The sequence below is a fragment of the Pseudomonas sp. AC355 genome (genome assembly GCF_979258205.1).
Genome location: NZ_OZ409843.1, coordinates 2,544,644 through 2,571,509, shown reverse-complemented (window position 1 = coordinate 2,571,509; position 26,866 = coordinate 2,544,644). Strand labels below are relative to the sequence as shown.

The 26,866-nt window shown below is 59.5% G+C and carries 25 protein-coding genes; 8 read left to right on the top strand and 17 right to left on the bottom strand.

The annotated features are described in order from the left end of the window. Window positions 1–152 precede the first annotated feature (152 nt). A complete protein-coding gene (mvaT, locus tag ACZ0AI_RS12145) occupies window positions 153–533 on the bottom strand; it encodes a histone-like nucleoid-structuring protein MvaT (protein ID WP_225838763.1) in 381 nt (126 codons plus the stop codon). Window positions 534–865: 332 nt separating this feature from the next. Here mvaT and purU point away from each other — a divergent pair, with 332 nt between their 5' ends. Both purU and ACZ0AI_RS12135 read left to right on the top strand, forming a co-directional pair. Next, a complete protein-coding gene (gene purU, locus ACZ0AI_RS12140; protein WP_463562126.1) occupies window positions 866–1,717 on the top strand; it encodes a formyltetrahydrofolate deformylase in 852 nt (283 codons plus the stop codon). A 91-nt stretch (window positions 1,718–1,808) separates the two neighbouring features. Continuing rightward, on the top strand, window positions 1,809–1,988 hold the full coding sequence (locus ACZ0AI_RS12135) for a hypothetical protein (RefSeq protein WP_463562125.1): 180 nt from the start codon (window positions 1,809–1,811) through the stop codon (window positions 1,986–1,988). Window positions 1,989–2,041: 53 nt separating this feature from the next. Here the strand turns inward: ACZ0AI_RS12135 and ACZ0AI_RS12130 are convergent, their stop codons facing one another. Continuing rightward, on the bottom strand, window positions 2,042–3,937 hold the full coding sequence (locus ACZ0AI_RS12130) for a methyl-accepting chemotaxis protein (RefSeq protein WP_463562124.1): 1,896 nt from the start codon (window positions 3,935–3,937) through the stop codon (window positions 2,042–2,044). Between the two features lie 154 nt (window positions 3,938–4,091). Between ACZ0AI_RS12130 and ACZ0AI_RS12125 the strand changes: the two genes are divergently transcribed. After that, window positions 4,092–5,576 (top strand): helicase HerA-like domain-containing protein, encoded by a 1,485-nt coding sequence (locus tag ACZ0AI_RS12125; protein ID WP_463562123.1) that lies wholly within the window; start codon window positions 4,092–4,094, stop codon window positions 5,574–5,576. A 54-nt stretch (window positions 5,577–5,630) separates the two neighbouring features. Here the strand turns inward: ACZ0AI_RS12125 and ACZ0AI_RS12120 are convergent, their stop codons facing one another. Beyond that, a complete protein-coding gene (locus ACZ0AI_RS12120) occupies window positions 5,631–5,849 on the bottom strand; it encodes a hypothetical protein (protein ID WP_042556287.1) in 219 nt (72 codons plus the stop codon). Between the two features lie 215 nt (window positions 5,850–6,064). After that, window positions 6,065–6,937 (bottom strand): aldose 1-epimerase, encoded by an 873-nt coding sequence (locus tag ACZ0AI_RS12115; RefSeq protein ID WP_463562122.1) that lies wholly within the window; start codon window positions 6,935–6,937, stop codon window positions 6,065–6,067. A gap of 114 nt (window positions 6,938–7,051) precedes the next feature. Between ACZ0AI_RS12115 and ACZ0AI_RS12110 the strand changes: the two genes are divergently transcribed. Continuing rightward, window positions 7,052–7,807, top strand: coding sequence for a FadR/GntR family transcriptional regulator (locus ACZ0AI_RS12110; protein ID WP_463562121.1), 756 nt, complete (start codon window positions 7,052–7,054; stop codon window positions 7,805–7,807). 83 nt (window positions 7,808–7,890) lie between these two features. Here ACZ0AI_RS12110 and ACZ0AI_RS12105 read toward each other — a convergent pair whose 3' ends face one another. From ACZ0AI_RS12105 to ACZ0AI_RS12065, 9 genes are all read right to left on the bottom strand, one after another. Then, window positions 7,891–8,802, bottom strand: a complete 912-nt coding sequence (locus tag ACZ0AI_RS12105; RefSeq protein WP_463562120.1) for an EamA family transporter — start codon at window positions 8,800–8,802, stop codon at window positions 7,891–7,893. 126 nt (window positions 8,803–8,928) lie between these two features. Further along, window positions 8,929–10,209, bottom strand: a complete 1,281-nt coding sequence (locus ACZ0AI_RS12100; RefSeq protein ID WP_463562119.1) for a TRAP transporter large permease — start codon at window positions 10,207–10,209, stop codon at window positions 8,929–8,931. Continuing rightward, the gene (locus ACZ0AI_RS12095; protein WP_463562118.1) at window positions 10,209–10,736 is read right to left on the bottom strand and encodes a TRAP transporter small permease; all 528 of its coding nucleotides are present in this window, start codon (window positions 10,734–10,736) and stop codon (window positions 10,209–10,211) included. The genes ACZ0AI_RS12100 and ACZ0AI_RS12095 overlap by 1 nt, the downstream gene beginning before the upstream one ends. A 60-nt stretch (window positions 10,737–10,796) precedes the next feature. Further along, the gene (locus ACZ0AI_RS12090) at window positions 10,797–11,765 is read right to left on the bottom strand and encodes a TRAP transporter substrate-binding protein (RefSeq protein WP_463562117.1); all 969 of its coding nucleotides are present in this window, start codon (window positions 11,763–11,765) and stop codon (window positions 10,797–10,799) included. A gap of 88 nt (window positions 11,766–11,853) precedes the next feature. Then, window positions 11,854–12,747: an SMP-30/gluconolactonase/LRE family protein gene (locus ACZ0AI_RS12085; protein ID WP_463562116.1), complete on the bottom strand. Its 894-nt coding sequence runs from the start codon at window positions 12,745–12,747 to the stop codon at window positions 11,854–11,856. A gap of 37 nt (window positions 12,748–12,784) precedes the next feature. Continuing rightward, window positions 12,785–13,612: an NAD-dependent epimerase/dehydratase family protein gene (locus ACZ0AI_RS12080; RefSeq protein ID WP_463562115.1), complete on the bottom strand. Its 828-nt coding sequence runs from the start codon at window positions 13,610–13,612 to the stop codon at window positions 12,785–12,787. 278 nt (window positions 13,613–13,890) lie between these two features. Beyond that, window positions 13,891–14,883 (bottom strand): NAD(P)-dependent oxidoreductase, encoded by a 993-nt coding sequence (locus ACZ0AI_RS12075; protein WP_463562114.1) that lies wholly within the window; start codon window positions 14,881–14,883, stop codon window positions 13,891–13,893. Window positions 14,884–14,899: 16 nt separating this feature from the next. Next, window positions 14,900–15,715, bottom strand: a complete 816-nt coding sequence (locus tag ACZ0AI_RS12070; RefSeq protein ID WP_463562113.1) for an amidohydrolase family protein — start codon at window positions 15,713–15,715, stop codon at window positions 14,900–14,902. Window positions 15,716–15,779: 64 nt separating this feature from the next. Next, window positions 15,780–16,751 carry a TRAP transporter substrate-binding protein gene (locus ACZ0AI_RS12065; RefSeq protein WP_463562112.1) on the bottom strand — a complete coding sequence of 324 codons (972 nt, stop codon included), beginning with the start codon at window positions 16,749–16,751 and terminating at the stop codon, window positions 15,780–15,782. A 335-nt stretch (window positions 16,752–17,086) separates the two neighbouring features. On the opposite strand from ACZ0AI_RS12065, the gene kdgD (ACZ0AI_RS12060) reads away from it, so the two are divergent. Then, window positions 17,087–17,998 (top strand): 5-dehydro-4-deoxyglucarate dehydratase, encoded by a 912-nt coding sequence (gene kdgD / locus ACZ0AI_RS12060; RefSeq protein ID WP_463562111.1) that lies wholly within the window; start codon window positions 17,087–17,089, stop codon window positions 17,996–17,998. 352 nt (window positions 17,999–18,350) lie between these two features. Here kdgD (ACZ0AI_RS12060) and ACZ0AI_RS12055 read toward each other — a convergent pair whose 3' ends face one another. The 4 genes from ACZ0AI_RS12055 to ACZ0AI_RS12040 form a co-directional block, all read right to left on the bottom strand. Beyond that, window positions 18,351–19,289, bottom strand: coding sequence for a 2-hydroxyacid dehydrogenase (locus ACZ0AI_RS12055; RefSeq protein ID WP_463562110.1), 939 nt, complete (start codon window positions 19,287–19,289; stop codon window positions 18,351–18,353). Window positions 19,290–19,304: 15 nt separating this feature from the next. Beyond that, complete coding sequence (locus tag ACZ0AI_RS12050; protein ID WP_463566135.1) at window positions 19,305–20,810, bottom strand: tripartite tricarboxylate transporter permease; 1,506 nt, start codon at window positions 20,808–20,810, stop codon at window positions 19,305–19,307. A 10-nt stretch (window positions 20,811–20,820) separates the two neighbouring features. Then, window positions 20,821–21,321: a tripartite tricarboxylate transporter TctB family protein gene (locus tag ACZ0AI_RS12045; protein ID WP_463562109.1), complete on the bottom strand. Its 501-nt coding sequence runs from the start codon at window positions 21,319–21,321 to the stop codon at window positions 20,821–20,823. A gap of 63 nt (window positions 21,322–21,384) precedes the next feature. Further along, on the bottom strand, window positions 21,385–22,353 hold the full coding sequence (locus tag ACZ0AI_RS12040) for a tripartite tricarboxylate transporter substrate binding protein (RefSeq protein ID WP_463562108.1): 969 nt from the start codon (window positions 22,351–22,353) through the stop codon (window positions 21,385–21,387). A 596-nt stretch (window positions 22,354–22,949) separates the two neighbouring features. On the opposite strand from ACZ0AI_RS12040, the gene kdgD (ACZ0AI_RS12035) reads away from it, so the two are divergent. The 3 genes from kdgD (ACZ0AI_RS12035) to ACZ0AI_RS12025 all read left to right on the top strand — a co-directional run bounded on the left by kdgD (ACZ0AI_RS12035) (window position 22,950) and on the right by ACZ0AI_RS12025 (window position 26,841). Continuing rightward, window positions 22,950–23,861 (top strand): 5-dehydro-4-deoxyglucarate dehydratase, encoded by a 912-nt coding sequence (gene kdgD / locus ACZ0AI_RS12035; protein ID WP_463562107.1) that lies wholly within the window; start codon window positions 22,950–22,952, stop codon window positions 23,859–23,861. A gap of 163 nt (window positions 23,862–24,024) precedes the next feature. Next, entirely contained in the window at window positions 24,025–25,068 is a 1,044-nt protein-coding gene (locus ACZ0AI_RS12030; RefSeq protein WP_463562106.1) for a LacI family DNA-binding transcriptional regulator, read from the top strand. 420 nt (window positions 25,069–25,488) lie between these two features. After that, the gene (locus ACZ0AI_RS12025; RefSeq protein ID WP_463570008.1) at window positions 25,489–26,841 is read left to right on the top strand and encodes an MFS transporter; all 1,353 of its coding nucleotides are present in this window, start codon (window positions 25,489–25,491) and stop codon (window positions 26,839–26,841) included. Window positions 26,842–26,866 lie beyond the last annotated feature (25 nt).

The following is a 26,866-nucleotide window of genomic DNA, read 5'->3' as shown; positions in this document are numbered from 1 at the left end:
AGCAAAGGGCAGGATGGGGCTGTGGATCAGCGCACGCTGAGCTAACCTGGCTCTGTTCATGGTGATCCTTGCTACGGGATTAACTTAAGCGCGCCCATAAAAAACGCCAGCAGTGCTGGCGTTTTTCATGGACTCACCGCCCCGGCATGGCATCAGCCCAGCAGGGTGACCCAGCTTTCAACGACGTCAGCGCCCCACTTGGCTTTCCACTCTTTCAGCGTCTTGTGGTTGCCACCTTTGGTTTCGATGACTTCGCCGGTATTCGGATTTTTGTACTGCTTAACTTTACGAGCGCGCTTGGTGCCAGTTGTTGCAGCTTTGGCATTACGGGTAGTTTTGCCGGCTTTGGCATCTGGATCCAGCAGAGCGATGATGTCGCGCAGCGACTTCTGGTATTCGCCCATCAAGGTGCGTAGCTTGCCTTCGAATTCCAGTTCTTTTTTCAGTTTGTCGTCTTGCGACAGGTTCTTCAGGCGCTCTTGCAGTTCTTTGATGTTTTCTTCGAGGCTGCGGTATTCGGTGATCAACGACATGTGCTTACCTTTAATCTAGGGGAGTGGCCAAGTGTTGCTTATAGTAGACATCGGTTAATTGTAAGTAAACCGCTTTGTAGTAAAGCGTGTTGTTATAAAAAATTAAGTTGCAAACTGCGGCACGAATTCACTGTTTATTGGCACTTGAAAGATGCGGGAATTAATCCTGTTTTCAGCGCACGGCGAGCGCATTATTACTCCCATCTGCGAGGTTTTTTTCAGTGCCTGTGGGGCATGCAGACGAAGGGATTGCGGTAAGTGCAGTAGGGCTACTGCAGTTTTTCGTTAGTCTGGCTAAAATGCGCGCCTTCGCTATTTCTCTGGAGTTGTTCATGCGCACTTTTCGGCTGGTCATCGCCTGCCCTGACCGTACCGGCATCGTCGCCAAGGTCAGTAACTTTCTGGCGACCTACAACGGCTGGATTACCGAGGCGAGCCACCACTCGGATACGCAGAGCGGCTGGTTCTTCATGCGTCATGAAATTCGCGCCGATTCGTTGCCCTTCGATCTCGATGGCTTCAATCAGGCGTTTTCGCCGATCGCTCGGGAATTCTCCATGGAGTGGCGGATCACCGATTCGGCGCAGAAGAAGCGTGTGGTGCTGATGGCCAGCCGCGAGTCACACTGCCTGGCCGACCTGCTGTACCGCTGGCACAGCAACGAACTCGATTGCGATATTCCCTGCGTGATCTCCAACCATGACGACCTGCGCAGCATGGTCGAGTGGCACGGCATTCCGTTCATCCACGTGCCGGTGGATGCGCAGAACAAGCAGCCGGCCTTCGATGAGGTCGCGCGCCTGGTGGAAGAGCACCGTGCCGATGCCATCGTGCTGGCCCGCTACATGCAGATCCTGCCGCCCAAATTGTGTCAGGACTATGCCCACCGGGTGATCAACATTCACCACAGCTTTCTGCCGTCGTTCGTGGGAGCCAAGCCTTACCATCAGGCCTCGCTGCGAGGCGTCAAGCTGATCGGTGCGACCTCTCACTATGTGACCGAAGAGCTGGATGCGGGCCCGATCATCGAGCAGGATGTGGTGCGCGTCAGCCATCGCGAGAGCATCGAAGAGATGGTGCGCCTCGGCAAAGATGTCGAAAAGATGGTGCTTTCCCGTGGTCTGCGCTATCACTTGGAAGATCGGGTACTGGTGCACAACAACAAGACCGTTGTGTTCGATTGATCTATGTCGAGGTGGCCGAACAGTGCTGCATCGGTGCCTCTCTGTGATGAGGCTCTCGTATGAGCAAGACAACCAGCACTGCTGATCGGCCATGAGCGACGACACGCCTCGCCAGCCCGGTACTGCAACGCCACCGCCCACACTGGGTGAAGGATGCGTGCGGCGTTACGATCCTGAGGCATTGAGCGAGGAGGATGGCACCGAGTTCGAAGGTGCCGAGGCGTTATGGCAGCGCTTGCAGCGTGAGAATGACGCTACGTCGGACAAGTAGGTCGGACATCAACGAAGAAGGGCGCCAATGGCGCCCTTCTTCGTTTTCAGCGATCAGATGCGGAAGCTGCCGACCAGATGTGTCAGGCGAGCCGCTTGCTGCTCCAGATCCGCGCATGCCCGCAGGGTGGCCTGGAGGTTTTCCACGCCTTCCTGATTGAGGGTGTTGATTTCGGTGATGTCCATGTTCAGCGCCTCGATCACCGAGGTCTGTTCTTCCGTAGCGGTTGCCACTGACTGGTTCATGCCGTCGATCTCGCCAATGCGCGTGGTAACACTGCCCAGTCGCTCGCCAGCCTGGTTGGCGACCGCCACGCTTTCCTCGCTGTAGCGCTGGCTCTCGGTCATGGTAGTGACCGATTCGCGGGAGCCGATCTGCAGTTCTGCGATCATCTTCTCGATTTCCTGCGCCGATTCCTGGGTGCGGTGGGCGAGGTTGCGCACTTCGTCGGCGACCACTGCGAAACCGCGACCTGCCTCACCGGCGCGTGCCGCTTCGATGGCGGCGTTGAGAGCGAGCAGGTTGGTCTGCTGGGAGATGCTCTTGATCACTTCGAGTATCTGCCCGATGTCCACTGTCTTGCCGTTGAGCATCTCGATCTTGGCGCGGGCGTCGATGACCTTGGTCGACAGCTCGGTCATGGATTTGATCGCCTGTTGCACCACCTTGCCACCATCCTCGGCCTGCAGGCGGGCGTCCGACGCCTGATTGGAGGCGTCTGCGGCGTTGCGGGCGATCTCCTGGGCGGCGGCGCCGAGCTCGTTGATCGCTGCTGCAACGCTATTGGTGCGGCTGGCCTGTTCGTCCGAATTGACGATGGACGAGTTGGAGGCGTTGACCACCAGTTTGGCGACTTCGTTGACCTGGGCAGTGGCCGAGGACACCTCGCGAATGGACGCATGGATACGTTCGACGAAGCGGTTGAACGAACTGGCTAGAGCGCCGAATTCATCGTTGGACTGAATGGCCAGGCGTTTGGTCAGGTCGCCCTCGCCGCGGGCGATGTCTTCCATGGCCTTGCCCATGGTGGTCAACGGCTGCATCAGCACACGGATCAGCACGCCGAGCAGAGCGATGATCAATGCCACTGCAATCAGCGTGGCGATGGCCGCTGACAGGCGGAATTCATCCAGCTCCGCATAGGCCAGGTTCTTGTCGATGGACAGGCCGACATACCACTGCACATCGGGCAGGCCCTTGACCGGGGCGAATGTCAGCAGCCGATCCTGACCATCCTGTTCGACCTCGGTCAGTTTGCGGTCGAGGCCGATGCTGGTGTTGGGGTAGAGGTCGCGCAGGTTTTTCATTACCAGATCGGCCTGGGGGTGAACCAGTACGGTGCCGTCCTTGCTGACCAGGAAGGCGTAACCGAGATCACCGAGCTCGATGGAGTTGATGATCTTCACCAGCGTATCCAGGCTGACATCGCCGCCGGTCATGCCGAACGGTTTGCCGTCCGGGCCGCGCACGGGTGCGATTGGCGAAATCACCAGCGAGTTGGTGATCTGATCCACGTAGGGCGCGGTGAGGACTGTACGGCTGGCCTGGGCGGTGTCCTTGTACCAGGGACGTGTACGCGGGTCGTAGCCGGCGGCCATCTGTGTGGGCGGGCTGGAAAGGAAACGTCCATCACTTTCCAGGCCGATATACGTGGAGAGAAAAGCGCTTTTGTACACCGGGCGGGAGATGACCTCCTGCAGGTTGCCTCCGGCAATGGCCAATTCCAGGTTCTGGGCGAGGCTCTCGACCAGCAGAATACGGCCCGACAACCAGCTTTCGATATTGCCTGCCGCAGCGTTGCTGGCCTGGCTCAGGTTGTTCTGGAGTGCCTGCTGGATGCTGTTACGCTGGCGGCTATCGTTATAGAGGCTGAACAAGGCGAAGGCGAGCGTGACCACCAAGGTGGCGGCCAGCAGAATCTTGTGGCTGAACTGCAGGTTTCTCGTCATGGCATCTTGCGTCCGGAAGTCACTGGAACCAGTCTTGGGGGCGTCGCCATCTGGCGAGTGGAGCGGGGCGGAGGATCGGCGAAGGCTGATCGGTCATCGCCCGGCGTTTATGTCGGCATTGAAGTAGCAAAGCTTTAGTCCAGAGGACGGAATCATGTCGTTGAATCAGCAGTTCATTTTGGGTGATGGCGGCGATGGCCAGGCAGTTGGTCAGTCACTGCGTCTGGCCAACCGCCATGGCCTGATCGCAGGCGCCACGGGAACCGGCAAGACGGTGACCCTGCAGCGCCTGATCGAGAACTTCAGTGATGCGGGCGTCGCGGTCTTCGCCGCGGATGTGAAGGGGGATCTGTGTGGTCTTGGCGCCGCCGGGGCTCCTCAAGGAAAGATCGCTGAACGTATCGCCAGCATGCCCTGGCTGGCGCACAGCCCCAAGGCTTATCCGGTCACCCTGTGGGATGTGCACGGGCAAAGCGGTCATCCGCTGCGTACCACCCTGAGTGAAATGGGCCCGCTGCTGCTCGGCGCACTGCTCGAACTTACCGACAGCCAGCAGGCAGCGCTGTATGCGGCGTTCAAGGTGGCCGATCGTGAAGGTTTGCTGCTGCTCGACCTGAAAGACCTCAAAGCCCTGCTGACTCATCTGAAAGAACAGCCGCAGGTGCTGGGCGCCGACAGCGCGCTGTTCACCAATACCTCCGCGCAGGCGTTGTTGCGGCGTCTGGCCAGCCTGGAACAGCAGGGTGGCGAGGCACTTTTCGGTGAGCCGGCGCTGCAGCTCGAGGACATCCTGCAGCCGGATGGTGATGGTCGCGGGCGCATTCACCTGCTCGATGCCAGCCGCCTGGTTCACGAAGCGCCCAAGGTCTATGCGACCTTCCTGTTGTGGCTGCTGGCGGAATTGTTCGAGCAACTGCCCGAGCGCGGAGATGCGGACAAACCGGTTCTGGCGTTGTTCTTCGACGAGGCCCACCTGCTTTTCGCCGATACTCCGAAGGCCCTGCAGGCGCGGCTGGAGCAGGTCGTGCGGCTGATTCGTTCGAAAGGCGTGGGCGTGTATTTCGTCACCCAGTCGCCGAGTGACCTGCCGGACGATGTGCTGGCGCAACTGGGGCTGCGTATCCAGCACGGTCTGCGGGCATTCACCACCCGGGAGCAGAAGGCGCTGCGCGCAGTGGCTGACGGCTTTCGGCCCAATCCGGCGTTCGACTGTCTGTCGGTGCTGACCGAGCTGGGTATCGGTGAGGCCCTGGTGGGGACGCTAGAGGATAAAGGCACGCCGGCGATGGTGCAGCGTGTCGCCATCGCCCCGCCGCAATCGCGTATCGGGCCGCTGGAGGCAAGCGAGCGCGCAGGCCTGATTCGCCAGTCACCGCAGGCAGGGCGCTATGACAAGGCATTCGACCGGGAGTCGGCCTACGAGATTCTGACCGCCCGTGCGACTCAAGCGAGTGAGCAGGTGCAAGCGGGCAAGGCACCGCCGTCCACTGTCAGCGTGGCTGGCGAGTTCCTCGGCGGGTTGGCTGGTCAGGCAATGAAAAGCGCCATGCGCCAGGTCGCCAATCAACTCGGTCGGCAGCTGGTTCGCGGTGTGCTGGGGTCTTTGCTGGGCAGCAAGTCCACGTCCAAGCGACGCTGAATACTGCACCGCCGGCGGTGTGCTCGGGCACGCCAGCCGGCACCGGTCAGCGGCTCAGGCGCTTTCGGCTCTGGCTTCTTCCTTGCTGGACAAGTCTTTCTCGATCTTCTCGATTTCTTTATCGAATGCCTGATCGAGCAGGCTGGCTCGTTTGCGCCAAGGCTTGCGTTCCGGATCCGGTTGGGCGGCGTAAGTAATGACCTCTCCGCCGTATACATCCTTGTAACGCTGCGCCTGGCGCTCGAGTTCGGCGCGCAGTTCGTCTTTCGTCACGATAGTACCCATGGTTTCTGATAGGAGAAGGGCGACAACGTAAGACCGGGCGGTCTTACTGATACGGTCGCCACATCTGTTTGAAGCGCTTGCCCCTACTAAAGTTCCGGCTATTGGCATCAAGCGCAGCGGGAAGTCAGGGGGACAGTGGCTGATTATCGTCAAAGTGCAGCGAAAGTCCAGCGCAGTCGCCGCGAGTTGTGACCCATGTTGTGTCAGGCCAGCGTGCGGTACTGCAGGCTGAACGTCAGGCTGTGGCTCTGTCCCTTGTGCAACAGCACCAGCCCGGGCTTGCCTGGCATATGGTGTGCGTTGACCGGGTGGCTGACTGGTTCGAAGCAGAAGAACGGCTTTTGCTCCGGGCAGAACAGTAAGTACAGGTCGCTGCCTGTGGCGCTTATTTCCAGGCTGTAGCCGGCGTCAGGCTGCAGGATGCGCGCCTGACCGTTCCAATCGATAAAAGCGTTGTCGGTGTGCTGCGCCGGGAGATCACGCGCTTCGTTGAAGTCCCAATGTTCCGGCAGGTCGCTCAGTTGCGTTGGCAGGCTGTTCGCGTCGCAATTCCAGACCTGCCTCGCGCGGGCCTGCAGGCGGGTCGCCGGCGTACGGGGGAAATACGGGTGCAGGCCCAGCCCATGCCACATTGGCGCGTCGGCCCTGTGGGTGACCTGCAGCTGGATGTCCAGGCGGCCTTCGTGCAGACGGATGCGTTGCTCTGCGATGTAAGCGAACGGTGTCTGGCTTTCCAGGCGCAGCAGTGCCGAATCTTCACTGTGCTCGACTACTTGCCAAGGTTGCTGCCAGGCGCTGCCGTGGATCGGCAGTGGCGAGTTGTCGGCATTGGCCTCCAGCGCGAGCCAGCCTTTGGGGTTGTCGAAACCGCCCTCGGTGATGCGGTTCGACCAGGGTGCCAGCGGGTAGCAGCCAAGCTGGCGAGGCGTGCCGGCTTGCAGGGCTTGCTCATCGCTGTGGCGCAGTAGGGGCTGAGCGCTGTCTTTGACCATCCAGTTGGCGATACTGCCGCCAGTCCGAGGCGCCAATGTGAGCTGGGTAAAGCGATCCTGCAGATGCAATGTGTCGAGCGGCATAGTGCGGTACCTGTGCAGTTAACGAGTCATTTGCCGGAGATAAACGAAGAACGTGTCATCATACAACCGCCTGTTATATGATGCGGTTTGACCATCCAGACGATATCGATTGCTATGGAAAATCAGAACACACCACCACGTGCGCGCCGTAAGCATCGCAGCCTGGCTCAGGAGCTGGTCGCGGAGTTGTCCGAGCGCATTCGCGATGGAGTGATCAAGCGTGGCGAGAAGTTGCCGACCGAGTCTGCGATCATGGAAGAGCAGGGCGTCAGCCGCACCGTAGTGCGCGAGGCCTTGTCGCGTTTGCAGGCTTCCGGGCTGGTGGAAACCCGCCATGGCATCGGTACCTTCGTTCTGGATACACCCAATCCGGGTGGCTTTCGCATCGATCCGGCGACCATCGTCACCCTGCGTGAAGTACTCGCCGTTCTCGAACTGCGCATCAGCCTGGAAGTCGAGTCGGCTGGCCTGGCTGCGCAACGACGTACCCCTGAGCAGCTGGCTTCCATGCGCCAGGCGCTCGATGCGCTGAATGAAGGCGCCGCCCACGAAAGTGATGCGGTGTCGTCCGATTTCCAGTTTCACCTGCAGATCGCTCATGCCACCGGTAATCGCTACTTCACCGATATCATGAGCCATCTGGGCACCAGCATCATTCCGCGCACCCGGTTGAACTCGGCGCGTATCGCCCATGACGATCACTCTCATTACATGGCGCGCCTGGAGCGCGAGCATGAGCAGATTTTCGAGGCCATCGCCCGCCAGGACTCCGATGCGGCACGTGCCGCCATGCGCCTGCACCTGACCAACAGCCGTGAGCGGCTGCGTCAGGCCCACGAGGCCGCGGAAGTGGTCGTCAAGCAGGCGTGAGCCCTGCAAGGTAAAAGCGGGCTGGTGATCCAGCCCGTTTTCAGCACCGCAGTACCGACGCACAACTGATCGCAGGTAGATATTCAGGCGTCCTTGCGATAGGTCAGTAGAACAATCCCCGCCAGCACGATCGCGCCGCCGATCATCTGTATACCGCTCAATACTTGATCCAGCAGCAGCCAGCCGAACAGCAGCGTGGCGATGGGCTCCATATTCATCACCGGTGCGTTCTTGGCCATGTTCAGGCGCGGCACGGTGACGAACAGCATGCAAAAGGCGATGCCGTAGAGCAGTACCAAGGCGCCCAGCGCGATCCAGCCGGTTTCGTTGCCCGGCAGGTTCATGCCGCCAGGGATCAGGTCGGCGCTGCCAGCCAGTGCCATGCTGCTGAACACGATCATCAGGGTCAGCATGCTGCGCACCGAGCCGCGCAGGCTCGACAGCTTGTGGTCGGTGATCCACAGCGCGCAGGCGAATACGCAGGCGGCGAGGAACGACACGCTTACTCCAACTACCCATTCCGGGCCGGCCGGTTCGCTGGCGCTCAGGCGTGCGGGAAGATCCAGGGCGAACACCAGGCCGAGCAGAATCAGGCCCATGAGCATCACCGTGCGGCGCGTCGGTGCCGAGCCACCTAGCGCCCAGGTGAGCAGGGCGAGCAGGATCGGGAAGGTATTGCCGATCAGCAGCGCAAGCGCCACTGGAATGCGCGCCACGGCGGAGTACAGGCAGATGCTCTGGGTGGCGATCAGCAACCCCAGCAGCAGTTGCCAGCGCCAGGCGCCAGGTGGCATCTGCAGCGCTTGGCGCTGCCAGAGAACGATGCCCAGCAGCACCAGCATGGTGACACCGGAACGGCACAGGATTGCCAGGAGCAGGCCAGTGTCGTTGTCGAAAGCGATGCGTGCAGCGATGTGGTTACCAGCGAAGGAGCACGCCAGCAGGGCTAGCAACAGCACGGCGATATGGCGGGGAAACAGGGCAGGGGCAGTCATTGGCAGCAATTTCCATATTGATTGAGCCGGTTAGTGAGGTGTTGTGACGGCTTGGTGACCGTTCTGCCTCGCTAAAAAAAACGGCGGGTCGCGTTATGCACGCGACCCGCCGCGGGTGTAGCAGTATCAGAGTACGACGCTAGGCAGCCACAGCGAGATTGCCGGGATGTAGGTCACGGCCATCAGCACCATGAACAGAGCCGCGTAGAACGGCAGCAGAGCCTTCACGGTGTTCTCGATGGTCACTTTGCCGATCGCCGCACCGACGAACAGCACCGCACCCACTGGCGGTGTGATCAGCCCGATACCCAGGTTGACCAGCATGATCATGCCGAAGTGTACCGGGTCGACGCCGAACGAGGTCACCACCGGCAGCAGGATCGGGGTGAGGATCAGGATCAGCGGCGCCATGTCCATCAGCGTGCCCAGAACCAGCAGCATGAAGTTGACGCACATCAGGATCACGTAGCGGTTGTCCGAGAAGGCCAGGAACGCGGTGGTGATCTTCGATGGAATTTGCATCAAGGTCATGATGTAGCCGAACGCGGCGGCGAAGGCGATCAGGATCATCACGATCGACAGCGTGCGTACGGTGCGATGCAGCATCTTCGGCACCTCACGCCACTTGTAGTCGCGATAGATGAACATGGTCACGAAGAATGCCCAGATCACCGCTACGGCAGCCGACTCGGTGGCGGTAAACACGCCAGAGAGGATGCCGCCAAGGATGATGACCATGGTCATCAGACCCCACAGGGCTTCGACGCAGATCTTGATCGCCTGACGCAGCGGGATCACTTCACCTTTCGGGTAGTTACGCTTCTTGGCGAACCACAGGCACAGCGCCGCCATGGTGGCGCTCATCAGCAGGCCTGGGCCAATGCCGGCCATGAACAGCGCGGCAATGGACACCGTACCGCCAGCGGCGAGCGAGTAGATCACCGAGTTGTGGCTGGGCGGAGTGAGCAGCGCCTGCACCGAACCGGCAACGGTCACGGCAGTGGCGAACTCACGTGGGTAGCCCTTCTTCTCCATTTCAGGAATCAGCACCGAGCCCACCGACGCGGTATCGGCCAGCGAGGAGCCGGAAATGGCACCGAAGAATGTCGACGCGGTAATGTTGACCAGTGACAGACCGCCGCGCACGAAACCAACCAGTACGCCGGCAAAGGCGACCAGGCGACGAGCCATGCCACCTTCAGCCATGATCGCACCGGCCAAAACGAAGAAGGGAATGGCTAGCAGTGAAAATTTGCCCACGCCACCAGCGATTTGGATCATTACGGCATGCAGTGGGATATCGATCCACCAGGCGCCAATCAGAGCCGAGATGCCGAGCGAATAAGCAACGGGAACGCGTAGCAGGATCAGTGCGATGAAACTGCCTACGAGAATGGCGGCATCCATTACACAGCCTCCTTGGAGTCTTCGACCGCTTCGAAATCAACGACGCGGCGTTTGCTTTGATCGCCGTAGAGCAGTTGCTCAATAACGAACAGCAACGTGATAAAGCCGCCCACTGGAATTGGCATGTAGCTGATGCCCACGCGAACCGATGGCAAGGTGCTCAGGTACTGGTTCCAGGTCGCCACGCACAATTTGTAGCCCCAAATCAGCATGAACAGGGCAACGGCACCCATGGTCAGGCGAACGAACAGGGTGATCAGCGATTCCAGGTTTGCCGGCAGCCGATCGGTTAGTGAAGTCACAGCCATGTGAGCACCTGCGCGGAAGCCAGCAGCAGCACCGACGAAGGTGAATATTGCCATTAGCAACACGGCGATGGGCTCGGGCCAGCCCAGTCCTTGACCCAGCACGTAACGGCTGAAGACGCCCCAGGGGATGATCGTAGCCATGATCACGATTGCCAGGCTGGCAGTCAGGATACAGGCACGGTAAATGGCGTCATTGACGCCTAGAACCAGGTTTTTCATGAGACTTCACCGGTGGCGTGGTGCCGACAGCATGTCGGCACCACGCATTCGCGAGGGGGATTACTGGACTTCGGAAATGCGCTTCATCAGGTCAGCATACGGCGCGCCGTATTTGGCACGTACCGGGGCGGTCGCATCATAGAAGGGCTTTTTGTCGACAGTGATGAATTCAACACCGGCGGCCTTGAGCTTCTCTTCGCTGGCCGCGGACTTGGCGTCCCACAGTTGGCGCTCTTCCAGCTGGGCTTCCTTGGCGACCTTGGTCACGAGGGCTTGCTGTTCTGGCGTCAGCTTGTTCCAGGTTGCCTTGGACATGACGATTGGCTCAGGCAGGATCAAGTGGCCAGTCAGGGTGTAGTACTTGGCGTTCTGGAAGTGGTTGTGCTCAAGCATGGTTGGCGGGTTGTTTTCTGCACCGTCAATCACGCCCGATTGCAGGGCGCTGAAGATTTCACCGGTATCCATGGCAATACCGTTGGCACCCATGGCGCTCATCATGTCGATGAACAGCGGGTTGCCTTGTACGCGGATCTTCATACCCTTGAGGTCTTCAATCTTGCGTACTGGTTTCTTGGTGTAAAGGTTACGGGTACCGCCGTCCATCCAGGCCAGGGCGACCAGGTTGAATTCGGAATTGGTGATCTTGTCGAGGATTTCCTGACCGATTTCGCCATCGATGATTTTGCGCATGTGGGCTTGGTCACGGAACACAAACGGCATGTTGAACACGTTTACATCCGGTACTACCGGGCCGACGATACCCAGACTGACGCGAGTCATCTGTACAGCGCCGATCTGCACCTGTTCAACCACTTCCTTCTCGGAGCCGAGCACGCCACCGGCGAACATCTTGAAGGTGATATCGCTATCGCTAGCGGTCAGTTTCTTGCCCATGTTCTCTTCGGCGACCACGGTCGGGTAACCGGCCGGATGGACTTCGGCGAACTTGATTTCAAGAGCGTTGGCTACGCTAGACAGGCCAAGCGCCAGAGGAAGTGCAGCGAGGAGAAACTTGCGTTTGAGGTTCATTGTGAAGCTCCGTTTTGTTGTTGTATGCGTGCAGGATTGAAGCTCCGGGGTGACCCGTTTCGTGTGCGGGTTCCTCGGATGTTGGAAATTAGAATCGCAACGGTGTTTCTTCAAGGCCACTAACGTCTGGCTGCAGCGCAAAAACACCACCGGCCAGAGGTTGATCGTCCAGGTTGCCGCCCGGGCGAATCGAAGTGACGTACAGGGTATCGAGGTTGGGGCCTCCAAAGGCGCACATGGTCGGCTTCTTCACCGGCACTTCCAGCGAGCGATCAAGGCGACCAGCTGGCGTGAAACGGTGAATCAGGCCGGCATCGTTGCCGCAGATCCAGTAGCAGCCATCGGCATCCACTGCGGCGCCATCAGGGCGGCCGGGGTAGTCGTTCATGTCGACGAACAGGCGACGGTTGTGCGGCGTACCGCTGTCGATGTCGTAATCGAATGCCCAGATGAGCTGCGCCGACGGGTGCGAGTCGGACAGGTACATGGTGCGGCCGTCCGGGCTGAAGCCCAGGCCATTGGGAACGATCAGGTCATCGAGCAACACCGGGAGGGTGCTTTGCCCCGTACCATCATAGCGATACAACGCGCCGACGTTGGCGCCTGCCGCCATGTCCAGAAGCATGCTGCCTGCCCAGAAACGGCCCTGACGATCACAACGACCATCGTTGAAGCGCATGCCTTCGCGAGCATGGCTGACTTCGACCAGGCGTTCGCCGGTCAGCCGACCATCGTCACCGGCGCTTAGCTGGAAGATGCCGCTTTCCATGCCAGCTATCCAGCTGCCGTCAGCGCTCCGGGCGATGCAGGCGAGCATCTCGTCGGCTTCCCAGCTTTGTGTGGTGGCGTCGGCCAGGTTCCAGCGGTACAGGCGCTTGTTGGGGATGTCGGTCCAGTAAAGGGCCTGATCCTGCACGCTCCACACCGGGCTTTCGCCCACGCTGTTGCGGGCATCGAGAATCAGTTCGGCTTGCTTGGGCATGTCCGACCTCTTTTATTGTTATCGAGTATGCGAGGTATCAGTTGTCGCCGAACGGGCCGGCTGCCGTGAAGGCGCCGCCATGGTAGAGGGCGTTGGGATCGTCTGCCGCCACTGCAGGCTGGGTCTCGACCTTGTCGCGGAATACTTCGGAGTTGTCCTTGGGCGCGTAGCCCAGGTGAGCGGCCTTGCTGTTGTCCCACCACACGGTCTTGTTCGCCGACGCGCCGTAAACCACGGTGTGGCCGACATTCGGCGTGGTGAGGCCACGTTCGATCAGTTGCACCAGGTCGTCGTAGCTCAGCCAGGTGCTCATCATGCGGCGGTTGAGCGGCTCGGTGAACGAGGAACCGATGCGGATGCTGACGGTTTCGATACCGTAGCGATCGAAGTAGAAGCTGGCCATGTCCTCGCCGTAGGACTTCGACAGTCCGTAGTAACCATCGGGACGGCGCGGGGCGTTGGCGTCGATGGTGTCGGTCTGCTTGTGGAAACCTATGACATGGTTGGAGCTGGCGAAGATCACACGTTTGACGCCATGGCGACGTGCGGCTTCGTAGATGTGGAAAACGCCGCTGATGTTCGGGCCGAGGATTTCCTCGAATGGACGTTCAACCGACACCCCGCCAAAGTGCAGGATCGCATCGACACCTTCAACGAGCTGATGAACGGCCTGCTTGTCGGCCAGATCGCAGAGCTGCACCTCGATGTGCTCACCTTCGGCCGGCGCCATTTCGACGATGTCCGAGAGACGCAGGATCTTGGTCAGGGGCTGCAGACGTTCGCGCAGTACCTTGCCCAGCCCGCCAGCTGCGCCAGTGAGCAGCAGACGATTGAAGGGTACTTGGGCGTTGGAAGTCGTAGTCATGGGCGGGAGGCCTGTTCTCTGCTTGTTGTTATTTAGAGATTGTCATCTGTTGTCGTATGACATGGGTTGGATTATCGGCATCCATCTATTCGTTTGTCAACGCGGTCACAAAACTACGATATCGTGTGATCGAGGCGCTCTATGAGGCTGTTTGGCCTGATGTAGAGCGGCTTGTGCAGGTTTTTGCAGCGCTGCTGGCAAATTGATTGCGTGCTCCTTCTTAAGTCTAGGTTGTCAGACAACTTAGCGTCTGTATGCGACGCTCGTGAGTCGCTGGGTCAGCGCATGCGCGCGATCAGGCGTCTGGCCGTTTCAGGGTTCAATGCGCCTTCAGGGAAGCGGCCGGCAAGAATCGCACGTGCCTGCTGCACGGTTCTCTGCACTTGGTAGATAATCGCTTCCGGCACCATGCCGCCAATGTGCGGTGTGGCAATGACCTCACTGTGTTGGGCCAGGGTTGCGGTGGGGTGATCATCATGGCCCCGCCCTACGTCAATAGCTGCACCCGCCAGATGACCATTGCTCAGCGCTGCACTGAGGGCCGCTTCGTCGACTAGACCGCCACGGGAGGCGTTGATGAAAAACGCACCAGGCTTCATCTTTGCGAAGAAATCCGCGTTGGCCAGGTTGTCAGTTTCCTTGCTGTAGCGCGCCAGGCAAATCACCTGATCGGAGCGCTCAAGCAAGGTGTCGAGACCAACGCATTCGATACCCTCCGGGCTGCTGGTCAGGTAAGGGTCATAGGCAAGGATCTGCATGCCCAGCGCCTGGAGAACCGGTGCAAGGGCGATAGCGATATTGCCAAAGCCAATGATCCCGACCGTTGCACCGGCTAACTGGCGGCCCATGTGCTGCGCGGGGATTTGGCCATGCTGATACGCGCTGAAGTAATGTGGCAGCCGGCGTGCGAGGTTGATCATCTGGGCGACGATCCATTCGCTGACCGCATTAGTGAAACCCGGCCCGGCCTGGGTGACCAGTACGCCGTGCCGGGAGGCGGCATCGATATCGATGCTCTTGGTGTCCATGGCACAGCGTATGTAGGCCAGCAAGCTCGGTACTTCGCGAAACAGTCGTTCTGTCCCGGCGGTCGGTTTGTCGGAGATGATCAGGTCACAGGTGTTGGCCAGTTCGATCAATTCGTTCTCGCTCAGTACCCCCTCTTTTGAACTCAGCACCAACTCGCCGAGCTCCGCCAGTTCGCTCATGGCTTTTTCGCCGTACCACGTCTTCACGCTGGACGGCGGGTAGGTGAGCAGAATTCTTGCCATTAGCGGTCTCCCTGGTTCAGTAGCCGTAAAGTTCTGCCGGATTGTGCACGGCAACTCTCTCTCGCATCTCGTGACTTGCGAGCCAACCGAAAAGCAATTGCTGGAGTTGATATGTGCTGAGGCTGGCATCGCCGCGGGCGGTATGTGGCCAATCGGTCGCCCATAGCAGCCGATCGGGCATGAGCGCTGCCGCGCGTTCGGTGAAGGCTTGATAATGGCCCAACGCGGACGCGGAGCAATCGCTGAACAGATAGGGTGCTGAGAGCTTTATCCACAGATTTTTCTTGTGCTTTGCCAAGTCGAATAGCGCGTCGAGGGTGCCCGCATCTGTTGTGGGTGAGCAGGATGCGAAGTGATCCAGCACCACCGGGCCGTCAAGGCGCTCGATGTGCTCGAAGGCGTTGGGCAGGGCTTCAGGCTTTAGGAGCAGTTGCAGGTGCCATTGCAGGCTGCTGATCTGCTCTTCGACATCGGCAAGCTGTTCCAGTGTGGGGCCATTGGCGGCAAGGGTATTGAGGCGTACGCCGCGAACGCCAAGTTGGTGCATGACGTGTAGCTGTTCGAGTGGCGTATCGCGGGCGATGACCGCCACGCCTCGCGCCTTGGGGCCAAGCTGGGTGAGCGCATCGAGCATGCAACGGTTATCGGTGCCGTATACGCTCGGCTGCACCAGCACGCAGCGTTCTACACCCAGGCTGTTGAGCTGCGCCTGGTAGTCGTCTGCGGTGGCGGTAGGCGGTCGGTAGTCAGCCCCGCTTGCCAGCGGGTAACGGCTGTGATCACCGAAAATATGCGCGTGGCAATCACAGATCATGTCCATGGGGAGAGTCATCGGCTTTGGCTCTTGCTGTGCTGCAGTGACCCGCCGCGGCGAGTGGCCGCAGCGGATGCCCGGTTTACTGAACGGCTTCGATACGCTCGATCAGCTCGGCGTAAGGTGCGCCGTATTTCTCGCGGACGGCTGCCGTGGCGTCATAGAACGGCTTGCGATCCACCTGGATGAACTCGACCCCCGCAGCCTTCAGCTTCTCTTCGCTTTCTGCCACTTGCTTGTCCCAGAGGGCGCGTTGCTCGATCTGAGCCTCTCGGGCGAACTTCTTCACCAGCGCTTGCTGCTCGGCACTGAGCGCTTCCCAGGCCTTCTTCGACATCACCAAGGGTTCGGGAATTATCAGGTGGCTGGTTTCACTGAAGTACTTGGCCACCTGTTGGTGGTTCTGCGCGAGCATGACCGCAGGATTGTTCTCGGCGCCATCGATCACGCCTGCCTGCAAGGCGCTGAAGGTTTCCCCGGTGCCCATGGCAATGCCGCTGCCGCCTAGGGCATTCATGGTGTCGAGAAACAGTGGGTTTTCCATCATGCGCATCTTCTTGCCTTTCAGGTCGGCGAGCGAGCGGACGGGAGATTTGCTGTAGAAATTGCGCGAGCCGGCGTCCATCCATGCCAGGCCAACCAGTTCGAACTGGGAATTGGTGATTTTGTCGAGAATCTCTTGGCCGATTTCGCCATCGATGACCTTACGCATGTGTGCGCTGTCGCGGAACACGAAGGGCATGTTGAAGACGTTCACGTCCGGTACTACGGGGCCCACAACACCTAGGGAGACACGCGTCAGTTGGATGGCGTTGATCTGGGTCTGTTCGATGGCTTCTTTTTCTCCGCCCAGTACGCCGCCGGCGAATACCTTCATGGTGATTTCACCGTTGGTCGCGGCGCTGAGCTTTTCCCCCATATGCTCAATGGCTGTAATGGCTGGGTAGCCCTTGGGTTGCGTATCGGCAACTTGCAAGGTCATCGCGCTTGCCAGGGAGGGGAGCAGCAAGGCAAGGGGAAGTGCGGTCGACAGCAGGGTGCGTCTGAGTTTCATGGTCATGTCCTTTCTTGTTGTTGTCAGGGAACTGGATGACGATGTGTTCAGCAAAATGAGCGCAGGTTCTAGCAGGAGAGCGGCATGTGCCTTGGGTTAATGGGAAAGGGGCGTTAACGCGTGGCGTACCTGTCGTGTTGTAGGTCGTCATATGACGGAGTTTGCTCAGCCAATTCTGAGCTTGTCAACAACGTGGGGCCGGCTTCTGCGAAGCCTCATGAGTGGGTCGGCGTTGTTCAGGAGAAAGTATTCGCTTTCATTTTTGTCGTACGATAACGTATCTCTAGCAGCCGAGGCTGCCCTCCATTTCAGCTCGCTTTACAGGTGTTCGAAGAATGACCCCACAAGAATTAAAAACTGTCCTCTCCTCCGGTCTGCTGTCTTTCCCGCTGACCGATTTCGATGCCCAAGGCGAATTCAACCCAGAAGGCTATGTACGTCGCCTCGAGTGGCTGGCCCCGTACGGCGCTACCGCTCTGTTCGCCGCTGGCGGTACTGGTGAATTCTTCTCCCTGGCTGCCGACGAGTACTCGTCTGTCATCAAGACTGCAGTCGACACTTGCGCCGGCAGCGTGCCAATTCTCGCTGGTGTAGGCGGTTCCACTCGCCAGGCTATCCAGTACGCGCAGGAAGCCGAGCGCCTGGGTGCCAAAGGCCTGCTGCTGCTGCCGCACTACCTGACCGAAGCGTCGCAGGAAGGCGTTGCCGCGCACGTTGAGCAGGTCTGCAAATCGGTGAAGATTGGCGTAGTCGTCTACAACCGTAACGTCTGCCGCCTGACCGCTCCGCTGCTCGAGCAACTGGCCGAGCGCTGCCCGAACCTGATCGGTTACAAGGACGGTCTGGGCGACATCGAGCTGATGGTGTCGATCCGTCGTCGTCTCGGCGATCGTTTCAGCTACCTGGGCGGCCTGCCGACCGCTGAAGTCTATGCCGCTGCCTACAAGGCACTGGGCGTACCGGTCTACTCGTCGGCGGTGTTCAACTTCATCCCGAAAACCGCGATGGACTTCTACCACGCCATTGCCAAGGACGATCACGCCACCGTCGCCAAGATCATCGACGACTTCTTCCTGCCGTACCTGGACATCCGTAATCGCAAGTCCGGTTATGCCGTGAGCATCGTCAAGGCAGGCGCGAAGATCTCCGGCTACGATGCAGGCCCGGTTCGCGCGCCGCTGACCGACCTGCTGCCCAACGAATACCAGATGCTGGAAGCGCTGATCAAGGCTCAAGGCCCGCAGTAAGCCTTCTTTGACAATGCTTTAAACCCGCTTGCTGCCCTTTTGCGGCAGCAAGCGGGTGTTGTTTCTTTCAATGCCCTGTAAATGCAAACAGGGTACGCAATGCTTCCTTTCTCGCTGCATGCCGCCCTTCGGGTGCGCGTGTTTGTATTGCATTTTTCGGTGCTCGCGTCTCCCGTCAGGGGGTTAGCCGAACATGACCAATCAATGCGTCGACATCTACTCCCTTTTCGACTGGCGGAGGGTGTAAACGCGTCCGTCGAAGACGGTGAGTGTTCAATGATCGGCGCTGCGGTTAGTTATCGATGTCTATGCAGTCCCGGATAGCGCGGCTGCAGCTTGGCAGCATCGAGGGTCAGAACGCTGGCGTCTGTACCTGACCTTTGGTGTAGAACGCGCGCAAATTTTCCAGCACGAGGTCTTCCATGGCCTCGCGAGTCTCTCGCGTGCCGCTGCCCATATGCGGCGCCAAGACGACGTTGTCGAGTGTCAGCAATGCCTGGGGCACATCCGGCTCATGCTCGAATACATCGAGCCCGGCACCGGCAATGGTGCCCCGCGCCAAGGCCTCGATCAGAGCCGCTTCATCAATGACTGAACCACGGGCAACGTTGATCACAAAGCCCTTCGAACCAAGCGCTTGGAGTACCTGCGCATCGATCAGGTGACGGGTCTCGGCGCCGCCCGCCACGGTGATCACCAGAAAATCGCTCCAGCGCGCGAGCTCCACGAGCTGCGCTTCGAATCGATAATCCAGATCGTCGATCCGTTTACGGTTGGTGTAGGCGATCTGCATGTCGAAGCCGCTGGCTCGTTTGGCCACCAGGCGGCCGATCTGACCGAGGCCGACAATGCCCAGGCGCTTGCCGCTCAGCCGTGTCGTCAACGGGTAGCGGGCTTGCGGCCATTGGCCGGCACGCACGTAACGATCGGCTGCGCTGAGTTGCCGTGCGCAATCGAGCAGCAGGGCGAAGGCCATGTCCGCGACACAATCGCTCAGGGTGCCGAAGGTTCCGGCCACCTGTATGCCACGCTGCTGTGCACTGGGCAGGTCGATTTTGTCGAGGCCGACGCCTCGGCAGGAGATCACTTTAAGATCAGGCAGAGCCGCCATGATCGACTCGGGTACTCCAGTCGGGGCGGCGGTGGCGATACCGCTAATGCGTTGGCCATGTTCCTCAAGGTAGCGCAGCGCATCCGCCTGCTCCCACAGGCGGTGAATCAGGAAGTCGCTCGCCAATGCAGTATCGAGCGTGGGTGAGAGTGGGCAGAGTTGTAGAACTTCAGCAGTCATCGCTTGCTCCTCTGATCAGACGTCAGTGACTGGGCGTGCTTGAGGGGGACGCGATTTGGCAAACTCTTTGTACGCGGTCACGAGCACCACGATCAGGGCGGCCAGGAGTACAACGCCGGAAATCGGTTCGGTGATAAAGGGCAGCAGATCGCCTTGGCTGCTCATCAGGCCGCGGCGCAGGTTGACCTCGATGATTGGCCCCAGAATGAAGCCGAGCAGCAGGGGCGTGACGGGAATCGAGGCCTTTTTCATCAGCCAGCCAATCAGCCCGAAAAGCAGCATGCAGCCGACATCGAACAGTCGATTGTTGATGCCATAGGCGCCGATCACGCAGAGCATCATGATCAGCGGCAGGAGGATGTGCTTGGGCACCGACAACAGGCGCACAAAGCCGCGCATGAAGCTGAACAGGCCCACCACCATCACCAGGTTAGCGATCACCAGCGCGGTGAAAATCCCATACACCAGCAGCCCCTGGGTTTCGAACAACATCGGGCCCGGGGTGATGCCGTGAATCATGAAACCGGCCAGCAGGATCGCTGCGGTGTTGTCGCCGGGAATCCCGAGCGTCATCAGCGGCACCAGGGCACCACCTGTCGACGCGTTGTTGGACGACTCGCTGGCAACCAATCCATCGGTGATACCCGTGCCAAATTTCTCTGGGTGCTTGGAGTATTTTTTCGCGGCGCCATACGCCAACAGGTTGCACACCGAGCCACCCAGGCCGGGGAGTATGCCGATGCCTGTGCCGATTAACGAAGAGCGCAACCAGTTGCCGAAATGGCTGAAGCCGGCGCGTACGGAAAAACCCATCTGGCGCAGGTTGTAGTTGGCCGCTGCCGGTGGCTTGCTGCTGTCTCGCGATTCCGCCTCTTCCAGCACCTGAGAAACGGCAAACAGACCGATCAGTGCCGGGAGCAGGGCGATACCGCCATCGAGCTCCGCCCAATTGAAAGTGAACCGTGGGAATGCAGTGATGGGCGCCATGCCAATGAAGGAGATCACCAGGCCAACGGCGGCAGCACCCAGGCCGCGCGCCAGCGATCCACCGCTGAGACCTGCTACCAGTGTCAGCGAGAACAGCGCGATAGCGAAGTATTCGTAGGGGCCGAACTGCAGCGCCACTTCAGCCAGCTTGGGAGCGACGAAGAACAGTACGGCGAGGCTGAAGATACCGCCCAGAAATGAACAGATGATCGACACCGACAAGGCTTTACCGGCCTGACCTCGCGAGGCCATGGGGTGGCCGTCGAAGGTGGTAGCGATTGAGGCGGGTGTGCCGGGAATCTTCAGCAAGATCGCTGAAATCAGTCCACCCGATGTGCCGCCGATATACAGGCCCATGAGCAGCGAAAGGCCATCCACGGGGGACATGGCGAACGTGACCGGAAGAAACAGCGCAACGCCCATGGTCACCGTCAAACCAGGGATGGCGCCGATGACGATACCCAGTAGGGTGCCGCCGGTAATTAATAGCAGCGTTTGCATATTGAGTACGGAAAGAATGCCTTCTATAAGCATGTGTTGCTCCTCAGCCCAGAATTCCAGCGGGCAGGCTGATATCGAATATGTTGACGAACAGGTAGTAGAAGCAGGCGGCCGGCAGCAGGGCGATGACCGCGAACTTCAGGTAGGTGCGCTTGGCGTCCTTGGCCAGGATCAGCATCTGCAAAAAGCCATACAGCGCGGAGGCCGGCAGAAAGCCCAGAGGCTCTAGCAACGCCAGGTAGATACCCATGATGACCGCGCTCGCTGCAGCGGCGGGCAGGCCTACGAACATGGGCGTCGGTGTGCTTGGCTGGTCTGCGCTCGGGACGTCTGGCGCGGATTTTTGGCGCCAGCCATCGATGATCAGTATCACGCCCACGACCAACAGCAGTGCCGCGGTGAGGCGCGGCACGAACGCCGAGCCGACACCGATGGCGGCAAATTCCCTGATGTTCATGCAGGCCCAGAACAGCAGGGCGCTGAGGGCCAGGAAGAAAATCCCGGTCAGCAGATCCGGGCTGGGTAATCGTTTCGCTACACGCATTGTCTTTTCCTCGTCACGACGGTCGCCCCGGTACTTGAAAGCGTCGGGGCGACCTGGCACCTGTTACTGCCCGGTGAACAGCTTCTGGAACTGCTGGAAGTAGCTGTACTGCTTTTGCGCATAATCAGTCGCAGCAGCCGGTGCCATGTAGGTGGGCGTGAGGAAGAACTTCTTCGCGTCTTGCTGATACTCGGGGTTCTCCACGACGCGTTTCACCGCCGCAGAAAACGTCTCGACGATTGGCTGAGGAGTGCCTTTGGGCATGGCGAAGAAGAAGAACTTGTTGAACTCCATGGGGAAGCCCGCTTCGCCAGTGGTGGCGACATCAGGCATCAGTGGGTTGCGTTCAGGGGACAGCAGGCCCAGGTTGATGAAGTCGCCGGAGCTGAAATAGTCCTTGGCGATGCCGTACTGAACGTTGATCAGGTTGACCTTGTGCCCGCGCAGGGCAACGATTTTCGCCGAGTTACCGCCGACGTCGACCAGGTTCATGTCGATGCCCAATTGCTGTTGCGCAGCAATCCCCACCAGGTGCGGATAACCGCCGGTGAGCATGCCGAAATCGACCTTGCGGGGGGTGGCTTTGGCGTACTCGACCAGCTCGGGCATGGTCTTGAAGGGCGCGTCCTTGTGGGTCGCCAGCACGGTAGTGTTGTCCAGCAGGGCGATGGCGACCATTTCCAACGAATCGATACCGACATCTACAATCCCGGCGAGCTTGGGAACCATGGCTTCGCCGTGGAAGAACATCGCGGTGTAACCGTCTTTCTTCGCCGACATGACGCGGCGCATACCGATGGTGCCACCGCCGCCGTCGACGTTGACGACGACCAGCGATTGGCCCAGCTCTTTCTCCAGATATTTGTTGAATAAGCGGGCATTGGTATCGGTGTCGCCACCCGGTGATACGGGCACCACGATCTGGATGGTCTTGGCCGGGTAACTGTCGTCAGCCTGGGCGAGTCCCGCGCCCGTGCTGAAGGTGAGGGCGGCCAGCAAGCTTATGGCGGTGCGTAGGGAGGTGGTTCGCATGGGTATTTCCTTCTCTTGTTATTGTGTCGCGAAGGGGGCGCAAGCCGAGTGGCTCCAGCGATTTGAGTCGATGGGGCCACCGGAGCGGTGTGGTACGTGATCGAACAGCTGGAGAGCCGCGTTCTAGTTCGCGAGCGATTGCATGTTGTTGATGGGGGAAGGCGTCGTGGTGGGACAGACGCTGCGTGCGGAGCATCGCGATTCGGCGTAACGGAGGGCGATGCTGTAGGTATTGCGGATGGGTGTCGTCATGTCGCGCACCTTTGTCATTGTCGTTTCGTAACGGCTTTTTGGCTGGTGTTGTCGTACGACTGGTTGGCTGCAGATGTTCTTTAGCCATGCCCGCTGGAGGAACATTTTTCGCCAGAAAGCGACTTTTCGCCAATCTAAAGGATGGAATTTCCAATGTAATTGGAGATTTACCGAGGTTTTTCCTGTTTTTTGGACATTTCGTTGGACTTTACGGTTATTGCCCTGAAACGGTGCAATTAGTAGAAAAATGCTTCCGGGGACTTTGAATTTTTACAGTTGTACGATAACGTATGACTTCAGTTGCCGGTAACGGCCTTCATGTCCTCATCCAAGGTGTAAGAAGAATGACTCCACAAGAATTAAAAACCGTCCTCTCCTCCGGCCTGCTGTCTTTCCCGCTGACCGACTTCGATGCCGCTGGTGAATTCAACCCGGCAGGCTACGTTCGTCGCCTCGAGTGGCTGGCCCCGTACGGCGCCACCGCGCTGTTCGCCGCTGGCGGTACCGGTGAGTTCTTCTCTCTGGCGGCCGACGAGTACTCGTCGATTATCAAAACTGCCGTCGACACCTGCTCCGGTAGCGTGCCAATCCTCGCTGGCGTAGGTGGTTCCACTCGCCAGGCCATCCAGTACGCACAGGAAGCCGAGCGCCTGGGCGCCAAAGGTCTGCTGCTGCTGCCGCATTACCTGACCGAGGCCTCGCAGGAAGGTGTTGCTGCGCACGTCGAGCAAGTGTGCAAGTCGGTGAAGATCGGTGTGGTGGTCTACAACCGTAACGTCTGCCGCCTGACCGCTCCGCTGCTGGAGCAACTGGCCGAGCGCTGCCCGAACCTGATCGGTTACAAGGATGGCCTGGGTGACATCGAACTGATGGTGTCGATCCGCCGTCGTCTGGGTGATCGTCTCACCTACCTGGGTGGTCTGCCGACTGCTGAAGTCTATGCCGCTGCTTACAAAGCACTGGGCGTACCGGTTTACTCGTCTGCGGTGTTCAACTTCATTCCGAAAACCGCGATGGACTTCTACAGCGCGATCGCCCGTGAAGACCACGCCACCGTTGGCAAGATCATCGATGACTTCTTCCTGCCGTACCTGGATATCCGCAACCTGACAGCCGGTTACGGGGTCAGCATCGTCAAGGCCGGCGCGAAAATCTCCGGTTACGACGCAGGTCCGGTTCGCGCGCCGCTGACCGACCTGCTGCCGGCCGAGTACGAGCAGTTGGCTGCACTGATCAAGAAGCAAGGCCCGCAGTAAGTACGACCACCTCGCTGAGGTGTTGAAAGCCCGGGCGCTATTGCCCGGGCTTTTTGGTTTCTAGGGAGCAATAGCCGATTACAGTGCTATGTACGCTTGCCGCTAGTTGCCGTCCGATCCGCTGGTTAAGATGCGGCTTCCCTTGCACAGTCTGCGGCCCTTCATGGCAAAGAAATCCTCTCGCTCCTCATCTTCTCTTGCCCCGTCCAACAAGGGCGCGAGCGTTACCCTGATCGATGTGGCCAAGGTGGCTGGCGTTTCGCCGATCACCGTATCGCGGGCGCTGCACCGGCCCGAGGTGGTCAGCGAGGATGCCCGCAAGAAAGTGCTCGAAGCCGTGCGGGTGACCGGTTACGTGCCGAACATGCTGGCCGGCGGCCTGGCCTCGAACAAGAGCCGCCTGATTGCCATCTTCGTGCCGACCATCGCTCACTCGATCTTCGCCGAGACGGTGCAGTCGTTGATGGATCACCTGACTGCCGCTGGCTACCAGACCATGATCGGCCTCACCGGCTATTCCGCCGAGCAGGAAGAGCGCCTGCTTGGCGCGGTACTGGGCCGCCGGCCCGACGGCATCGTGCTGACCGGCACGCTGCACACCGAGGAAAGCCGCTTGCGCTTGCAGGCCGCCGGTATTCCTGTGGTCGAGGCCTGGGACTTGGGCGCATTGCCCATCGACATGCAGGTAGGGTTCTCCCACGAAAAGGTTGGCCAGGCGATTGCCAATCATCTGTATCACAAGGGCTATCGCCGTTTCGCCATCGTCTCGGTCGATGACGTCCGGGCCCTCCGGCGTAGCAGTAGCGTTGTCGCGCAACTCAACACGCTGGGTATCGATGAAGTGCCCATGTCCGTTCTGGCGGCGCCTGCCACCATGCAGAGTGGCCGGGAAGGGCTGCGCCAGTTGCTCGACGCGGGGCATGCACCGCAGGTGATCGTCTGCAGTTCGGACACCGTGGCCCAGGGCATATTGGCCGAAGCGGCGTGTCAGGGCATCGAAATTCCCGGTCAGTTGGCGGTGATGGGCTTTGGCGACCTGTCCAGCGCCGCTCATTTTCACCCGTCTTTGTCGACGGTGAATGTCGACGGCGCGCGCATGGGCAAGCTGGTCGCCAGCGCGCTGCTTCAGCGTTTTCGCGACGACACCGAGCAGCAACCGATACGCCTTGATACCGGTTTCACGCTGGTCGATCGCGCCACCACCTAACCTCTTATCAGACAACTGACAACGTAACAAGAAATTGCTTGAATGATTGCGCAATCATAGTAAAGTCGGCTCTGTAGCGAACTGCGTGGTGCCTTGTTATCTGCTGTTTTGATTGCGCAATCATAGAGTTGCCGGTCACTGAGCGGGGGGCGCCGTCAGCCAATAAGGATAATAAAACCGTGAACATCAGTATCCGCACACCTTCTCCATGCTCCGCAGCGGGCAATGTCCACCGGCGCGCCTCTGCGCCAATTGTCTTGAGACCCAGCCCGGGTTTCATGACGGCTGCTGCCACGGGATAGCAGCCCAGGCACCGCTTTTTCAAAACTTCGTTGATTCCGCCCGCGGGCGGCTGGCGCGTCCGCACGTGCTTGGTGGCAACCGTTCAGTAATAAAAATAACGCTTGAGGTGAAATCTCCATGGGAGACGCTAAGAAGACCCACGTCCGTTACCTGATACTGCTGATGCTGTTTCTGGTGACGACGATCAACTACGCGGACCGAGCGACCATTGCGATCGCGGGCTCCAGTATGCAGAAGGATCTGGGCATCGATGCGGTAACCCTCGGCTATGTATTCTCGGCGTTCGGCTGGGCCTACGTGATCGGTCAAATTCCAGGCGGTTGGCTGCTTGACCGCTTCGGCTCCAAGCGCGTGTATGCCGCAGGCATCTTCATCTGGTCGCTGTTCACCCTGTTGCAGGGGTTCGTCGGCATGATGCCGGTGGCCTGGGCCGTGGTGACACTGTTCGTGCTGCGTTTCATGGTCGGCTTTGCCGAAGCACCGTCGTTCCCGGGGAACGCGCGCATCGTCGCTGCCTGGTTCCCAACGGCGGAACGGGGCACGGCATCGGCGATCTTCAACTCGGCGCAGTATTTCGCCACTGCATTGTTCGCGCCGTTGATGGGCTGGATCGTCTACACCTACGGCTGGGAGCACGTATTCGTGGTCATGGGTGTGCTGGGCATCATGTTTGCCGGCGTATGGATGAAGACCATCTACAACCCCAAGGAACACCCGCGTATCAGTGCTGCTGAAGTCGAGCACATCGCCAGCAACGGTGGTCTGGTCGACATGGATCAGGCAAAGAGCGGGGGCGGACCGAAGTGGAATTACATCGTCCAACTGCTGACCAATCGCATGATGGTCGGTGTCTACCTGGGTCAGTACTGCATCAATGGCATCACCTATTTCTTCCTCACCTGGTTCCCCGTGTACCTGGTGCAGGAGCGCGGTATGACCATTCTCAAGGCTGGCTTCATCGCTTCCTTGCCGGCCATCATGGGGTTCTTTGGTGGTGTGCTCGGTGGGGTGATCTCCGACTGGCTGCTGCGTCGCGGCTACAGCCTGACCCTGGCGCGCAAGCTGCCGATCATCTTCGGGTTGCTGCTATCGACCAGCATGGTGCTGTGCAACTACGTGTCGGCCGAGTGGATGGTCGTCGGTTTCATGACCCTTGCATTCTTTGGTAAAGGTCTCGGCGCCCTTGGCTGGGCCGTGGTATCGGATACTTCGCCCAAGCAGATCGCCGGCCTGTCCGGTGGGTTGTTCAACACCTTCGGCAATATCGCGTCGATCACCACCCCGATCGTCATTGGTTACATCATCAGTGCCACCGGCTCGTTCAAATGGGCGCTGGTGTACGTAGGCGCCAACGCACTGGTGGCGGTATTCAGTTACCTGTTCATCGTCGGGCGTATCCAGCGCGTGGTGTTGAGGGATGAAAACGGCCTGGCGATCAATGATCAGGCGTCGCCCTCGCTGACAACCTGACTCCGCTCATGGCCTTGCCTGGCAA

Excerpts from the sequence above, each read along its gene's own strand:
- ACZ0AI_RS12055 (WP_463562110.1), bottom strand. The coding sequence starts at position 19,289 with ATGACTGCTGAAGTTCTACAACTCTGCCCACTCTCACCCACGCTCGAT.
- ACZ0AI_RS12135 (WP_463562125.1), top strand. The coding sequence starts at position 1,809 with ATGAGCGACGACACGCCTCGCCAGCCCGGTACTGCAACGCCACCGCCC.
- ACZ0AI_RS12040 (WP_463562108.1), bottom strand. The coding sequence starts at position 22,353 with ATGCGAACCACCTCCCTACGCACCGCCATAAGCTTGCTGGCCGCCCTC.
- ACZ0AI_RS12065 (WP_463562112.1), bottom strand. The coding sequence starts at position 16,751 with ATGAAACTCAGACGCACCCTGCTGTCGACCGCACTTCCCCTTGCCTTG.
- ACZ0AI_RS12110 (WP_463562121.1), top strand. The coding sequence starts at position 7,052 with ATGGAAAATCAGAACACACCACCACGTGCGCGCCGTAAGCATCGCAGC.
- kdgD (WP_463562111.1), top strand. The coding sequence starts at position 17,087 with ATGACCCCACAAGAATTAAAAACTGTCCTCTCCTCCGGTCTGCTGTCT.
- purU (WP_463562126.1), top strand. The coding sequence starts at position 866 with ATGCGCACTTTTCGGCTGGTCATCGCCTGCCCTGACCGTACCGGCATC.
- ACZ0AI_RS12125 (WP_463562123.1), top strand. The coding sequence starts at position 4,092 with ATGTCGTTGAATCAGCAGTTCATTTTGGGTGATGGCGGCGATGGCCAG.
- ACZ0AI_RS12115 (WP_463562122.1), bottom strand. The coding sequence starts at position 6,937 with ATGCCGCTCGACACATTGCATCTGCAGGATCGCTTTACCCAGCTCACA.
- ACZ0AI_RS12045 (WP_463562109.1), bottom strand. The coding sequence starts at position 21,321 with ATGCGTGTAGCGAAACGATTACCCAGCCCGGATCTGCTGACCGGGATT.
- kdgD (WP_463562107.1), top strand. The coding sequence starts at position 22,950 with ATGACTCCACAAGAATTAAAAACCGTCCTCTCCTCCGGCCTGCTGTCT.
- ACZ0AI_RS12105 (WP_463562120.1), bottom strand. The coding sequence starts at position 8,802 with ATGACTGCCCCTGCCCTGTTTCCCCGCCATATCGCCGTGCTGTTGCTA.
- ACZ0AI_RS12085 (WP_463562116.1), bottom strand. The coding sequence starts at position 12,747 with ATGCCCAAGCAAGCCGAACTGATTCTCGATGCCCGCAACAGCGTGGGC.
- ACZ0AI_RS12095 (WP_463562118.1), bottom strand. The coding sequence starts at position 10,736 with ATGAAAAACCTGGTTCTAGGCGTCAATGACGCCATTTACCGTGCCTGT.
- ACZ0AI_RS12130 (WP_463562124.1), bottom strand. The coding sequence starts at position 3,937 with ATGACGAGAAACCTGCAGTTCAGCCACAAGATTCTGCTGGCCGCCACC.
- ACZ0AI_RS12070 (WP_463562113.1), bottom strand. The coding sequence starts at position 15,715 with ATGACTCTCCCCATGGACATGATCTGTGATTGCCACGCGCATATTTTC.
- ACZ0AI_RS12025 (WP_463570008.1), top strand. The coding sequence starts at position 25,489 with ATGGGAGACGCTAAGAAGACCCACGTCCGTTACCTGATACTGCTGATG.
- ACZ0AI_RS12075 (WP_463562114.1), bottom strand. The coding sequence starts at position 14,883 with ATGGCAAGAATTCTGCTCACCTACCCGCCGTCCAGCGTGAAGACGTGG.
- ACZ0AI_RS12050 (WP_463566135.1), bottom strand. The coding sequence starts at position 20,810 with ATGCTTATAGAAGGCATTCTTTCCGTACTCAATATGCAAACGCTGCTA.
- ACZ0AI_RS12090 (WP_463562117.1), bottom strand. The coding sequence starts at position 11,765 with ATGAACCTCAAACGCAAGTTTCTCCTCGCTGCACTTCCTCTGGCGCTT.
- ACZ0AI_RS12080 (WP_463562115.1), bottom strand. The coding sequence starts at position 13,612 with ATGACTACGACTTCCAACGCCCAAGTACCCTTCAATCGTCTGCTGCTC.
- mvaT (WP_225838763.1), bottom strand. The coding sequence starts at position 533 with ATGTCGTTGATCACCGAATACCGCAGCCTCGAAGAAAACATCAAAGAA.
- ACZ0AI_RS12030 (WP_463562106.1), top strand. The coding sequence starts at position 24,025 with ATGGCAAAGAAATCCTCTCGCTCCTCATCTTCTCTTGCCCCGTCCAAC.
- ACZ0AI_RS12100 (WP_463562119.1), bottom strand. The coding sequence starts at position 10,209 with ATGGATGCCGCCATTCTCGTAGGCAGTTTCATCGCACTGATCCTGCTA.